We start from the raw sequence: 13,065 nt of genomic DNA, 5'->3' as shown, positions 1-13,065 counted from the left end.
CCGGCGTCCAGCCGAATGCGCGCACCATACAGCCTCGGGCTACGGCTGGGCAGCCAGCCTCTCGCTCAGACGACGGATGGAGCGTCGGCAAGCTGCAGTCGCACGCGTGCTTGCGTGGATGCATCACACAAGAAAACGCCCGGAAAACCGGGCGCTTTGAACGATTATTCGCGGTAACCGCTGTCGTTCTTGTTATGGATGATCCAGATCAGGTTGCCGCCGGTCCCCATCGACTTGCCCGCGAACACCAGGCGTCCCTGGCCCTTGTAGGCCATTTCATAACGGTAGCGGTCGCCACCGAAGAAAAACGGGATAAATGCCTTGCCGGTCACGTAAGCACCCTGGTCGTCCGGCTGACCAATCAGGTCGGTGACCTGCTTCATCGGCATACCGATTTTCAATTGGGTGAACTTGCTGCCAGGCGCCGGCTTGCCGGTGATCTCGCCCTCGTAATCGTTGATGCCCTTGACGGTCTCGCCGTAGCCCGCCTCGACATCGGACGACTTGATCACCTCACCATCGGCATTCATCCAGGCCGGCGTCCCGGTCTGCTTTTTTGCAGCCCAGCTGGTCGACGGCACGGAACACGCAACTACCACGCTCAGCGCCAGGGCGCTTGCCAAAAACTTATTCATCACTCTTCTCTCGATCCATGGAGTTCCCCGATCCTTCGTACACGACACGGGAACGGCCGCCGTGCGTGCAAATTAGCGCACGTGAGTCCAGCAAAGTCCACTTCCGGTCAGCCGCCGAAGGCGTTGCAGTGCAAGAAACGCAACATCCATCGCTTACAAATGAAAAAGCCCCGGCATGCCGGGGCCTGTTTCATCACTGCGCCAGACACTTACTTGGCGACAACCCGCACCATCTCCAGGCACTTGTTGGAGTAGCCCCACTCGTTGTCGTACCAGGACACCAGCTTGACGAAGGTGGAGTCCAGCGCGATGCCAGCGTCGGCGTCGAACACCGAGGTGCAGGTTTCGCCGCGGAAATCGGTGGCCACGACCTTGTCTTCGGTATACCCCAGCACACCCTTCAGTGCGCCTTCGCTCTGTGCCTTCACTTCGGCGCAGATTTCGGCGTAGGTGGCCGGCTTTTCCAGTTCGACAGTGAGGTCGACCACCGAAACGTCCGAGGTCGGCACGCGAAAGCTCATGCCGGTGAGCTTCTTGTTGAGCTCGGGGATCACCACGCCCACGGCCTTGGCCGCGCCGGTGGAGGACGGAATGATGTTCTCCAGGATGCCGCGGCCGCCGCGCCAATCCTTGTTGGACGGGCCGTCCACGGTCTTCTGCGTCGCAGTGGCCGCATGCACGGTGGTCATCAGGCCGCGCTTGATGCCCCACTTGTCGTTGATCACCTTGGCGAGCGGCGCCAGGCAGTTGGTGGTGCACGAGGCGTTGGAGATGATCGCTTCGCCTTTGTAGGTCTTGTCGTTGACGCCATAGACGAACATCGGGGTGTCGTCCTTGGACGGCGCCGACAGGATCACTTTCTTGGCGCCTGCATCGATGTGCTTCTGAGCGGTTTCCTTGGTCAGGAACAGGCCGGTGGACTCGATCACCACGTCGGCGCCGACGGCATCCCACTTGAGGTTGGCCGGGTCGCGCTCCTGGGTCAGGCGGATCTTTTTGCCGTTGACGATCAGCGTATTGCCGTCGACCGAGACGTCGGCCTTGAAGCGGCCATGCACCGAGTCGTACTGCAGCATGTAGGCCAGGTAGTCGGGCTCGAGCAGGTCATTGATGGCCACGATCTCGATGTCATTGGCGAAGTTCTGCACCGCAGAGCGCAGCACGTTGCGTCCGATGCGACCGAATCCGTTGATGCCAACCTTGATTGCCATGTTCACTAGCTCCTGCGACCGCGACAGCGCGGCGGATGGAAAGGGGCTGTCATTCTAGCAGCGTCACTGTCGGCAGCCGTGTTGTTGTGGGCCGGGATTGGGAATGGGCATTCGGGATTGGTGGCGGCTCGCCAGTGCTCTGTGCGTCGCCTGGTGAGCCACCGGGCCGCAACTGCGCTCGGTCCCTGCGGGAACGCGCGTGAGCGGCCGATCCGCGCGCCACGGCATCGATGACCGACGGCGTCCGGATGCGCCCATGCCGGTCGCATCAAGCGACATTGCATTGGGCACGATAAAACGGTCACACGCCCAAACATTTCAATCACTTAAAGAATAATAGAATACGCTGAAAAGCATATTCAATACTATGCCGAACAGCAGAATTTCGGCACCCCGTGGATTTCGATACTGGCCCTGCCCGCTGAGGCACCCCCCATCAAACACACGGAGATTCCCATGCGTCGTACCCTCTTCTCTCTGGTTCTGGCTCTGGCTGCCACCCCGGCGCTGGCTGGCGGCGTGATGCATTACACCGACAAGGCCAAGCTGCCGGCCGGCGGCGAAGAACGCGAGGTCGCTGCCCTGTTCGACACCTGGAACGCGGCGCTGGCCACGGGCAACCCGCACAAGGTGGCCGACCTGTACGCACCGGACGGCGTGTTGCTGCCGACGGTCTCCAACGAAGTGCGCGCCTCGCGCGAGCAGATCGAAAACTACTTCGCGATGTTCCTGACCAAGAAGCCGCAGGGCGTGGTCAATTACCGCACCGTGCGCGTGCTCGATGACGACAGCGCCGTGGATGCCGGCGTGTACACCTTCACGCTGACCGACAAGCACGGCAACAAGAGCAACGTGCAGGCCCGCTACACCTTCGTATACGAAAAGCGCGACGGCAAGTGGCTGATCATCAACCACCACAGCTCGGCGATGCCGGAAGTGGATGCACCCAAGGTCGCCAAGGTCAAGTAAGCGGTACATCGCACCGGCGATCGATCGCTGTCGACGCCACTGCGCACGCAACCGTCGGCGTCCCTCCCGCCGCCGACAGCTGTGCCAAGCGCATCGCACGATGCCACGCGTGCGATGCGCGCTGCGAGCCCCAGCACGGCGCGCAACGCCGTCTTCCGCGCAGGGTGTGGCAACAGCCATTGCAGGCCCGCACACCTGGGCGCACGGCCAAATTGATCAGGATCAAGGCAGCGGCGACGCCAAGCGCGAAGACTTCCCACGTCCATTGCACCCCACGAGACTTCTCATGCGTATGCGCTCTACCCTTCTGTTCGCCGCTCTGGCCGCTTCTTGCGTCAGCCTCCCCGCACTGGCGCAATCCAAAGGCGACTGGACCGTTGCCGTCGGTGCCCACCAGGTCGCTCCCAAATCCGACAATGGCAGCCTGGTCGGCGGCACCCTCGACGTGGATGTGGGCAAAGACATCAAACCCACGTTTACCGCCGAATATTTCGTCGCAGACAACCTGGGCATCGAGGTGCTGGCTGCGCTGCCGTTCGAGCACGACATTGCGATTGGCGGCCTGGGCCGGGTGGGCAGCACCAAGCATCTGCCGCCGGTGATCTCACTGCAGTACCACTTCAACGCCCAGGGCACGCTATCGCCGTTCGTTGGCGCCGGTATCAACTACACGCGCTTCTTCGACACCGACACCCGCGGCGCGCTGGCCGGCAGCAAGCTGGAGCTGGACGATTCCTGGGGCCTGGCACTGCATGCAGGCGTGGACTACAAGCTCAGCGACCGCGGCGCGCTGCGCGTCAACCTGCGCTGGATCGATATCGATACCCGAGCGCGCCTGGACGGCAACCGTATCGGCACGGTCAATATCGACCCGCTGGTCTACGGCCTGGCCTACGTGCACCGGTTCTGATCCCCGCGGCGTGGGCGGCGCATCTCTGGCACACTTGCCGTCCAGGGACGTGCATCACCGCCGGAGTTGCGGACAGGTCGGTCACGTCGCCCGCCTGTCCGACCTACCGGGGATTCCATGAACACGCTGACTCGCACCGCCCTCGCCATCGCACTGGCCGCCTCGGCCGCACCCGCCCTTGCACAGTCGGCCGGTCATTGGACGACCGGTTACGGTGCCGGCTATGTCTCGCCCAAGTCCAATAACGGCACTTTCGGCGGCACCCAGGCCGAGATCAAGGGCGCGCCGGCACTGTCGTTCACCTACGAATACTTCCTGCGCAACAACCTGGGTATCGAAGTGCATGCGGCAGTTGCGGGCAAGCACGACCTCGAGCTGCAGGGCATCGGCAAGGTGGGCAGCTATTGGACGGTGCCACCGAGCGTGCTGCTGCAGTACCACATCAATGGCTATGGCACGGTGTCGCCGTTCGTGGGCATAGGCATCAACTACACCACGTTCCTGGGCGAAGACACCGAGCCGACGGTTACCAGCGGCGATCTGCGTTTCGACGATTCGGTCGGCGCCACTGCGCATGTCGGCGTGGACTTCATCTTCAACGACCGTAGCGGCCTGCGCGTGGATGCGCGCTGGACCGATTCGCGCAGCAACGTCGACCTCAACGGCGGGCGGCTGGGCAAGGCACGGATCGATCCGTTGACCTTCGGCGTGTCGTACCTGGTGTATTACTAAGAGCGCCTAGCAACACGACTGCGCTCATCGCCAGATGGGCGCGGCCAGCGCCGGCTGCGGCATACCCCCACGTGGATGCTGCAGTTGCCGCTTGCGTGCAACTGTTTGCTCCATCCGGGCGCGCTCCAGGCACGTGCCGGCACCATGCTGAGGCGTGGCTGTCGCAGCTCCGGGAGGGCCATCAAACCGTCCCGGACCGATGCGTACAATCGCCGGATGAAAACACGTTCCCTCTCTGCATTCGTTGTTGCAACGGCAATGGCCGCCACAATCCACCCAAGCACCGCCCTGGCCTGGGGCCCGCAAGGCCACCGCCTGGTGGCGCGCATCGCCGAAACCGAGCTTAGCCCGCAGGCACGCACGCAAGTGGCGCAATTGCTGGCAGGCGAGCCGGACCCGACCCTGCACGGCGTGGCCACCTGGGCCGATGAGCTGCGCGAGCACGACCCTGACCTGGGCAAGCGCTCCGGGCCGTGGCACTACGTCAACCTGGGCGAACACGACTGCACGTACTCGCCACCGCGCGACTGCCCGGACGGCAACTGCGTGATCGCTGCGCTCGACCAGCAAGCCGCCCTGCTCGCAGATCGCACCCAGCCGTTGGACGTACGCCGCCAGGCCTTGAAGTTCGTGGTGCATTTCGTCGGCGACATCCATCAGCCCATGCACGCCGGCTATGCGCACGACAAGGGCGGTAACGACTTCCAGCTGCAGATCGACGGCAAGGGCAGCAACCTGCATGCGCTGTGGGACAGCGGCATGCTCAACGACCGCCATCTGAGCGACGATGCGTACCTGCAACGCTTGCTGGCATTGCCGGCCGCCACTGCCGGGTCTGCGGCGCTGCCGCCGCCGGCTGCGGCATGGGCGCAGGCTTCGTGCAAGATCGCCATCACGCGGGGCGTCTACCCGAGCGCGCACGTGTTGCCCGCCACCTACATCGCCACCTATCGCCCGATCGCCGAAACCCAGCTGCGCATCGCGGGTGACCGGCTTGCCGCCATCCTCAACGCGGCGCTGGCCGGCCCCTGACGTGGAGACGCCGATGCAGCCCCAGGTGCTTGCCTTCTTTCATGCCGACAGCAACACCTTCACCTACGTGGTCGCCGATGCGGCCACCGGTGCGGCGGCAGTGATCGACCCGGCGCTGGACTACGCGGCCGAGAGCGGCGGCGTCGGCAGCCAGTCGGCGCAGGCCATCCTTGCGGCCATCGAGCAACACGGATGGCAGGTGCAATGGCTGCTGGAAACTCACGCGCATGCCGATCACCTGTCTGCAGCACAGTGGCTGAAGCAGCATTGGCCGCAGGCGCGTATCGGTATCGGCGAGGGTATTTGCCAAGTGCAACGCACCCTTGCCGCGCAGTACGCATTGCCGGCCGACTTCCGCGCCGATGGCTCGCAATTCGATCATCTGTTTGCCGACGACGAGCGCTTCAAGCTTGGCGATATCGAAGCACGCGTCATCGCGGTGCCCGGCCACACCAGCGACAGCATTGCGTATCTGATCGGCGATGCGTTGTTTCCTGGCGACTCGTTGTTCATGCCGGATGCGGGCACGGCGCGTTGCGATTTTCCCGGCGGCGATGCACGCCAGCTGTTTGCCTCGATCCAGCGCCTGTATGCGCTGCCGGAAAGCACCCGCGTGTTCGTCTGCCACGACTATGGCCCGGGCGGGCGCGCGGTGGCGCATCAGACCAGTATCGGCGCGCAGCGGCGCAGCAATATCCATGTGCGCGACGGCGTGGACGTAGAGACCTTCGTGGCGCAGAGGCAGGCGCGCGATGCCACCTTGCCCGAGCCCAAGCTAATCCGCCCGGCCCTGCAGACCAATCTTCAGGCCGGGCGTTGCGCCGGAGTGGTCCTGTAGCGCGCGCAGGCTCGCCACGCGGTACGCATCGCGTAGCCGCTATGATCGGGGCCCTGTCCTGGTGAGGAGCCTTCGATGCGCATGATCGGTTTCTGGCAGCGCGCGTTGTGCGTGCTGATGCTGGCGTTGCCCCTGCTGGCGAGTGCGCAGACCGCACCGGTGACGGTGTTTGCGGCCGCGAGCCTGAAAGAATCGATGGACGAAGCCGCGGCCGCGTACGAAAAAGCCACCGGCACGCCGGTGCGCGTGTCGTATGCAGCGAGTTCTGCGCTTGCACGCCAGATCGAACAGGGCGCGCCGGCGGACGTGTTCTTTTCGGCCGACCTGGAGTGGATGGACTATCTGCAGCAGCGTGGGCTGGTGCTGCCGGCGCAGCGGCACAACCTGCTCGGCAACACACTGGTATTGATCGCGCCGGCGAACAGCAAGCTGCACGTTGACCTGCGCACCCCCGGCGCCATTGCCAAGGCGCTTGGGCAGGGCGGACGCCTGGCCGTAGGCCAGACCGCCAGTGTGCCGGCCGGCAAGTACGCAGCCGCCGCGCTGCGCAAGCTCGGCCAATGGGACAGCGTCGGCAACCGGCTTGCCGAATCGGAAAGCGTGCGTGCGGCTTTGATGCTGGTCTCGCGTGGCGAAGCGCCGCTGGGCATCGTGTATGGCTCGGACGCGCGCGCCGATGCCAAGGTGCGCGTCATCGCCACCTTCCCCGACGACAGCCATGGCCCCATCGTGTATCCGGTTGCTGCATTGAAGAACAGCAACAACCCCGCCACCGCCGCATTCGTCAGCTGGCTGGGAAGCAAGCCGGCCAAGGCGATCTTTGCGCGCCGTGGTTTTTCGCTGAAGGATTGAGGCACACCGTTTGTCGATGTTCACCCCGGAAGAGCTGACCGCGATCGGCTTGAGTCTCAAGGTCGCGATCGTGGCAGCGCTCGCCAGCCTGCCGCCGGGCATTGCCTGCGGCTGGCTGCTGGCGCGCCGCCGCTTCCCCGGCAAGGCCCTGCTGGACGCGCTGCTGCATCTGCCCCTGGTGATGCCGCCAGTGATCACCGGCTATGCGCTGCTGGTGGTGCTGGGCACGCAGGGGCCGGTGGGCAGTTGGTTGCTGGAACATCTCGGTATCCAGTTCGCCTTCCGCTGGACCGGCGCGGCGTTGGCGTGCGCGGTCATGGGATTTCCGCTGATGGTGCGCGCGATCCGTCTGTCCATCGAAGCCACCGATCGTCGCCTGGAAGCGGCCGCCGCCACGCTGGGGGCCGGGCCGTGGCGGGTGTTCTTCAGCATCACCTTGCCGCTGGCCTGGCCGGGCCTGGTCGCCGGCATGGTGCTCGCGTTCGCCAAGGCGCTTGGCGAGTTCGGCGCCACCATCACCTTCGTGTCCAATATCCCTGGCGAAACGCAGACCTTGTCGTCGGCCATCTACGGGCTGATGCAGGTCCCGGGGATGGAATCGGGCATCTGGCGGCTGGCCGGCGTGGCGCTGGCGATCTCGCTGGCGGCGCTGCTGCTGTCCGAATGGCTGGTGCGCCGGCCGCATCCGCGCGAGGACGCGTGATGCTGGATATCGACCTGCAGCTGCAGCGCGGCGCCTTCGAACGCCGCATCCGCATCCACGACGATGCGCGTGTCGTGGCGCTGGTGGGGCCCTCCGGCGCGGGCAAGACCACGGTGCTCAATGCAATTGCCGGCTTGGTGCGTCCGCAGGCCGGGCATATCCGCATCGATGGGCGCTGCCTGTACGACGCCGGGCAAGGCATCGACCTGCCGACGCATCAGCGCCGGATTGGTTATGTGTTCCAGGATGCGCGGCTGTTTCCGCATCTGGATGTGCGGCGCAACCTGCGCTACGGCCGGCATGCGCGCGGCAAGGCGCCGTTCGGCTTCGACGATGTGGTGGCCTTGCTCGGCATCGCACCGCTGCTGCAACGCCGGCCGCGCAACCTCTCTGGCGGCGAAGCGCAGCGCGTGGCGATTGGCCGAGCGTTGTTGGCGCAACCGGCGATTCTGCTGTTCGACGAACCGTTGTCGGCCCTGGATCATGCGCGCCGCGAAGAGTTGATTCCTTACCTGCAGCGCGTGCGCGACGAGATTCGCCTGCCAATGCTCTACGTCAGCCACAACCCCGATGAAGTGCAGCGCATTGCCGACAGCGTGCACGTGCTGGATTGAAGGCGGTGTGGGCGGGGATAGGGCGTTAGCGGTTGACGCGTTATGAGAGGGCGCCGCGTTGTTGGTGACTGGACATGCTGCGCAACGGCTGCAGCAGCTATCGGACCACCTTCCCGGTCCGCACGCTCACCTTGCCTTGCCGCACCTCGAAGGTGAACGCGAACGACAACGTCACCGGTACCGGCTCGATCTGGGCGGCGCCAGTGCAATCGTCTGGCACTGACGGTTGCGCAGCGCCTGATGGATACGTGCACATCGCCGCCGGAACGAACTGCCATCGCAGCGCGGCGGCGCGCACCGCTTGCATGAGATCGGCGTTGTCCGGCAGCAGCCCGGCGGCGCATTCGTCGCGGTCGGACATCGGATCCACGCGCTGCACCGTGCCCTCTGCGCTCAGAATGAGATGCGCGCAGACGGTGGTGGGCGCCAGGCTCTGGCGTGGCGAATCGGGGGGCAGCACCGGGGCGTCGCTGCGCGCCGCGCGTGGCATGCGAAAGCGTTGCGTTGGTGCCAGCGTATAGGATTGGACGCCCGCAGCGCCGCCGCCGTCCGGCTGTGGAGGCAGCATGCGTTGATCCACCGAATCCTCGCGCTGGCTGCGTTGCTGCTCGGCCAGTTGGCGCGTGGCGCAACTACTCATGGCCAGCATCAGGGCGAGGCTACCGATCAGGCAGCGGTTCATTGCAACGCCCCGCGTGAGGCGCATCCCGCAGGTGCGCAGCTGGCCACACGTTCGGACCGGTCGGCAGCGTGTGGGCCTGCAGCAGCTTCGGTACCGGAATGGATATCTGCAACTGCCGATGCCGCATCTGGTGGATCCAGTTCGAATTTCACCGGCACGCGCACCTCGGACGCGACCGCCTTGCCATCCTCCAGCGCAGGTGTGAAGCGCCAGTGGCGTGCTGCGTCGAGCACGGTCTGATCGAACACGCCTGCCGGCGTGCTGCGCACGATGGCGATATGGTCGGGTGTTCCAGTCGGGCTCACGGCGATCTGCAGTTCGACAAATCCCGCCAGGCCTGCAGCGACGGCGTCAGGCGGATACCTGGGCGGCTGCATGGTGCCAAAATCCAGCGCATCGCCGGGCACGCGCATTCCATGCAATCGCGCAGGTTGGAGGGCCCAGCAGGCGCCACTGACCATCACCGCCAATGCCACCACCACGCGCAGGCTCCATCGCGCGCGGGGCGCCTCCACCGTAGGCTTCAGCAAGGCTGCCACGCGTTGGGTGAGCGCATGCGGCGCATTCCAACGGCAGGCCGTCGGCGTCCAGCCGGCACCACAGTGGGTCTTGAGCATCGCGGTGGCGTAACTGCGGCGCTTGCCCGGATAGCGCGTCAGCACCTCTGCGTCGCACGCCAGTTCCTGATCCAGCCGGAACGCGCGCAATGCCAGATGCATCAACGGATTCCACCAGCCGATGCACAGCAACAGCGCGGCCAGCAGATTGGCATACAGATCACCGCGCCGCAGATGCAGGCGCTCATGCGTCAGGATCAAGGTGCGTTCGGCGGCGCTGTAGCGCGTATCGAAATCCATCGGCAGCACGATGCGTGGGCGCCAGAGTCCCAACGATACCGGCAGGCCTACATCGTGCGTTGCCGCCCATACTTCGCCCTTGAGCGCATGCAACGCGCCCAAGCTGCGTACGAATCGCCGCTGTCGCCACCAGAGCGCTACGGTCATCGCGACCGCACCGGCCAGCCAGGTGGCCATCAAGGTCCCCGCCCATGCGTGATCGCCCTCCTGCAGGTTGAGCGGCATCGCGACCATCGCCGGCATCTTCGGCAACGCTGACGCGAGCGGCGGCCCTGGTATTGCAGCTGCCAATACGGCAAGTGGCACGGCGAGCCAGATCGCATACGCCGCTGTTGCGCCCAGCCAGCCACGCAGTGCGCGCCGCAGCACCAGACAGGCCACCAATGCGGCACTGCTATACAAGGTGACGCGCAACAGCAATGGCAGCTCAAGGTGCATCGTCCAACTCCTTGAGCAGACGCTTCAATTCTGCGATGTCCGAGGCACTGAGTTGCCCGCGTTCGCTGAAGTGCGCCACCAGCGGTGCAACGCGCCCGCCGAACAGCCGCTGCAGCAATCCTTCGCTCTGCTGCTGCACCCACTGTTCGCGCGCCAGCAGCGGCGCGTAGTGATACCTGCGGCCGTGTTTTTCTGCCGCAACGGCGCCCTTGGTGAGCAGCCGATTCAGCAAGGTCTTGATGGTGGGCTCGGCCCAGCCGGTGTGCGCCAACGCGGCGATCACTTCTTCTGCGGTGCGCGGCGCACCATCCCAGAGCACTTGCATCACCACCGCTTCGGCGTCGCTGATCGGCATGCGATTACATCCGTAATTTTTATCGATTACGCGCGTAAACAGCTTGCTTGTCAAGCAGTGATCGAACGGGCTCCCGACGCCTGCCCGCATTGATGGCGGCCAAGCATGGCGCACGAGTATCGGGATGCAGGCAGCACGCGACCGGCTCGGCTACTCTGCGTGGATGACCGAGCACCTCACCGACCTGAGCGCCGCCGTGGAGCGGATCCTGCAACGCATCGACGGCCCGCTGCGCGTGGGCGCGCCGCTGGGCATCGGCAAGCCGCACCGTCTGTTGAACGCGCTCTACGCACAGCTCAAGGACACGCCGTCGCGGCCACTGGCAATCTACACGGCGCTCTCGCTCAATCCCCCCAGGCCGGGTACCGGACTCCAGGCGCGCTTTGCCGCACCGTTCATCGCGCGCCACTTTGGCGAGGATTTCCCTCGCCTTGCCTATGTCGACGCCATGCTGCGCGATGCCTTGCCCGCGCATGTGCAGGTGGAAGAGTTCTACATGCAATCCGGCGGGCTCTTGCATTCCACCCAGGCCCAGGCCGACTACACAAGCCTCAACTACACGCATGCCGCTGCAGCGGTGGCGCAACGCGCGCCCAACCTGATCGTGCAGAAAGTGGCGCGCGAACCGGGCAGCACGCGGCTGTCGTTGTCGTGCAACAACGACATCACGCTGGACGCGGTGCAGGCACTCGGCTTGCCGCGCCCGATGCTGGTGGCGGAAGTCGATCCGCTGTTGCCGTGGATGGGAGGCACCGCAGCGGTAGATGCCGCATTCTTCGATCTGATCATCGATTTGCCAGGCCCGTTCCCACAGCTGTTCGGCTTGCCGCGGCAAGCGGTGAGCAGCGTCGACTACGCCATCGGCTTGTATGCCAGTGCCCTGGTGCGCGATGGCGGCACCTTGCAGATTGGCATCGGCACGCTGGCCGATGCACTGAGCCATGCACTGGTGCTGCGGCATACCGATAACGCGACCTATCGCCGTGTGCTGCATGCGCTGGATCCGGCACTGGAACACCACCCGGCCGTGCAGGCCAGCGGCGGCCTGGAGCCGTTTTCCGTCGGCTTGTACGGTTGCAGCGAGATGCTCAACGAAGGCTTCAAGCAATTGGTGGACAGCGGCGTGATCCGTCGCAAGGTGCACGACGATCTGCCGCTGATGCAGCGCATTGCCGATGGCAGCGCCGACATAGCCGATCACGCACGTCTTGCCGCCGAAGGCGAGTTCCTGCATGGCGCGTTCTATCTCGGCTCGCCCGCGTTCTATCAATGGCTGCGCGATCTGGATGCCCCGACACGCGCGGCGATCGGCATGCGCCGCATCAGCGAGATCAATCAGCTCTACGGCGGCAACGAGACATTAAACCGCTTGAAACGCAAGGATGCACGGTTCTTCAACTCCTGCATGATGGCGACCGCGCTGGGCGCGGCAGTCTCCGACGGGCTGGAAGATGGCCGCATCGTGTCCGGTGTCGGCGGGCAGTACAACTTCGTGGCGATGGCGCATGCACTGCCGCAGGCACGTAGCGCCTTGATGCTGCGCGCCACCCGCGAGGCTGGCGCACACACCGCCAGCAACCTGCGCTGGAACTACGGCCACACCACCATTCCACGCCATCTGCGCGACCTCTACATCACCGAATACGGCATCGCCGATCTACGCCACAAGACCGACCAGGACTGCGTGCTGGAAATGGCCGCCATCTGCGATGCCCGCTTCCAGGGTGAATTGCTTGCCCAGGCGGAACGGTCGCGCAAGTTGCGCACAGCGCCTGCACTGCCGGTACGCGCGCAGCGCAACACACCACGTGCACTGGAACAGGCACTGGCCCCATTTCGACGCGACGGCAGCCTGCCCGATTACCCGCTCGGCAGCGACTTCACGAAGATCGAACGGCGTCTGCTGCCCGCATTGGGCTGGCTCAAGGGCGCAACTGCCAGCACTGGCGGAAAGATCGCCACGGTGGCCCGCGCACTGCTCACGCGCCAAGCGCCCGGTGCCGATGATGTTGCCTGCCTGCAACGCATGGCACTGGATGCGCCAAACAGCCTTGGTGATCGCCTGCAGGCGCGGCTGCTGACCCATGCCTTGCGACAGACCGCCGCGCCATGAAGAAACAGTGCCGCGATTTGCCACCGGCTCGAACGCACCGCGGCAAGCACTGACGCATCACGGACACACAGCGGAAAGATATGCGTCAAACTGGGCCGTGATGATGGCGACCTCGTCGCTTTCC

Annotated in this window: 14 protein-coding genes; 9 read left to right on the top strand and 5 right to left on the bottom strand. The window is 65.0% G+C overall.

Annotated features, from left to right (window positions below; all coding sequences use genetic code 11):
* Positions 1–164 precede the first annotated feature (164 nt).
* Together AC1POX_RS05680 and gap are read right to left on the bottom strand one after the other, a co-directional pair.
* Positions 165–635 carry a hypothetical protein gene (locus tag AC1POX_RS05680; protein ID WP_014090934.1) on the bottom strand — a complete coding sequence of 157 codons (471 nt, stop codon included), beginning with the start codon at positions 633–635 and terminating at the stop codon, positions 165–167.
* Positions 636–844: 209 nt separating this feature from the next.
* Positions 845–1,846, bottom strand: coding sequence for a type I glyceraldehyde-3-phosphate dehydrogenase (gap, locus tag AC1POX_RS05675; RefSeq protein ID WP_003490161.1), 1,002 nt, complete (start codon positions 1,844–1,846; stop codon positions 845–847).
* Positions 1,847–2,302: 456 nt separating this feature from the next.
* Here gap and AC1POX_RS05670 point away from each other — a divergent pair, with 456 nt between their 5' ends.
* The 8 genes from AC1POX_RS05670 to modC all read left to right on the top strand — a co-directional run bounded on the left by AC1POX_RS05670 (position 2,303) and on the right by modC (position 8,496).
* Positions 2,303–2,815, top strand: a complete 513-nt coding sequence (locus tag AC1POX_RS05670) for an SgcJ/EcaC family oxidoreductase (RefSeq protein WP_014090936.1) — start codon at positions 2,303–2,305, stop codon at positions 2,813–2,815.
* Positions 2,816–3,101: 286 nt separating this feature from the next.
* The gene (locus AC1POX_RS05665; RefSeq protein WP_011348431.1) at positions 3,102–3,725 is read left to right on the top strand and encodes an OmpW/AlkL family protein; all 624 of its coding nucleotides are present in this window, start codon (positions 3,102–3,104) and stop codon (positions 3,723–3,725) included.
* A gap of 117 nt (positions 3,726–3,842) precedes the next feature.
* Positions 3,843–4,457 (top strand): OmpW/AlkL family protein, encoded by a 615-nt coding sequence (locus AC1POX_RS05660; protein WP_303399752.1) that lies wholly within the window; start codon positions 3,843–3,845, stop codon positions 4,455–4,457.
* 258 nt (positions 4,458–4,715) lie between these two features.
* Positions 4,716–5,489 (top strand): S1/P1 nuclease, encoded by a 774-nt coding sequence (locus AC1POX_RS05655; protein WP_209261421.1) that lies wholly within the window; start codon positions 4,716–4,718, stop codon positions 5,487–5,489.
* A 13-nt stretch (positions 5,490–5,502) separates the two neighbouring features.
* Positions 5,503–6,327, top strand: coding sequence for an MBL fold metallo-hydrolase (locus tag AC1POX_RS05650; RefSeq protein ID WP_372356845.1), 825 nt, complete (start codon positions 5,503–5,505; stop codon positions 6,325–6,327).
* 75 nt (positions 6,328–6,402) lie between these two features.
* Positions 6,403–7,179 (top strand): molybdate ABC transporter substrate-binding protein, encoded by a 777-nt coding sequence (gene modA, locus AC1POX_RS05645; RefSeq protein WP_218496942.1) that lies wholly within the window; start codon positions 6,403–6,405, stop codon positions 7,177–7,179.
* A 16-nt stretch (positions 7,180–7,195) separates the two neighbouring features.
* Complete coding sequence (gene modB, locus AC1POX_RS05640) at positions 7,196–7,882, top strand: molybdate ABC transporter permease subunit (RefSeq protein WP_008575885.1); 687 nt, start codon at positions 7,196–7,198, stop codon at positions 7,880–7,882.
* Positions 7,882–8,496: a molybdenum ABC transporter ATP-binding protein gene (gene modC / locus AC1POX_RS05635; protein ID WP_372356844.1), complete on the top strand. Its 615-nt coding sequence runs from the start codon at positions 7,882–7,884 to the stop codon at positions 8,494–8,496. The genes modB and modC overlap by 1 nt, the downstream gene beginning before the upstream one ends.
* 97 nt (positions 8,497–8,593) lie before the next feature.
* Here the strand turns inward: modC and AC1POX_RS05630 are convergent, their stop codons facing one another.
* Genes AC1POX_RS05630 through AC1POX_RS05620 form a run of 3 tightly spaced genes read right to left on the bottom strand, consistent with a single transcriptional unit; the run spans position 8,594 to position 10,828 of the window.
* The gene (locus AC1POX_RS05630; RefSeq protein WP_008575882.1) at positions 8,594–9,178 is read right to left on the bottom strand and encodes a hypothetical protein; all 585 of its coding nucleotides are present in this window, start codon (positions 9,176–9,178) and stop codon (positions 8,594–8,596) included.
* Positions 9,175–10,473 carry a TonB family protein gene (locus tag AC1POX_RS05625; protein ID WP_372356843.1) on the bottom strand — a complete coding sequence of 433 codons (1,299 nt, stop codon included), beginning with the start codon at positions 10,471–10,473 and terminating at the stop codon, positions 9,175–9,177. Before AC1POX_RS05625 ends, AC1POX_RS05630 begins: the two co-directional genes overlap by 4 nt.
* A complete protein-coding gene (locus AC1POX_RS05620; protein WP_008575878.1) occupies positions 10,463–10,828 on the bottom strand; it encodes a BlaI/MecI/CopY family transcriptional regulator in 366 nt (121 codons plus the stop codon). Before AC1POX_RS05620 ends, AC1POX_RS05625 begins: the two co-directional genes overlap by 11 nt.
* Before the next feature lie 163 nt (positions 10,829–10,991).
* Between AC1POX_RS05620 and AC1POX_RS05615 the strand changes: the two genes are divergently transcribed.
* Positions 10,992–12,941 (top strand): acetyl-CoA hydrolase/transferase C-terminal domain-containing protein, encoded by a 1,950-nt coding sequence (locus AC1POX_RS05615; protein WP_372357141.1) that lies wholly within the window; start codon positions 10,992–10,994, stop codon positions 12,939–12,941.
* Positions 12,942–13,065 lie beyond the last annotated feature (124 nt).

The sequence above is a fragment of the Xanthomonas sp. NCPPB 3442 genome (assembly GCF_056725145.1).
The sequence above is the reverse complement of the archived record's forward strand: the minus strand, read 5'-3'. Positions and strand labels throughout refer to the sequence as shown.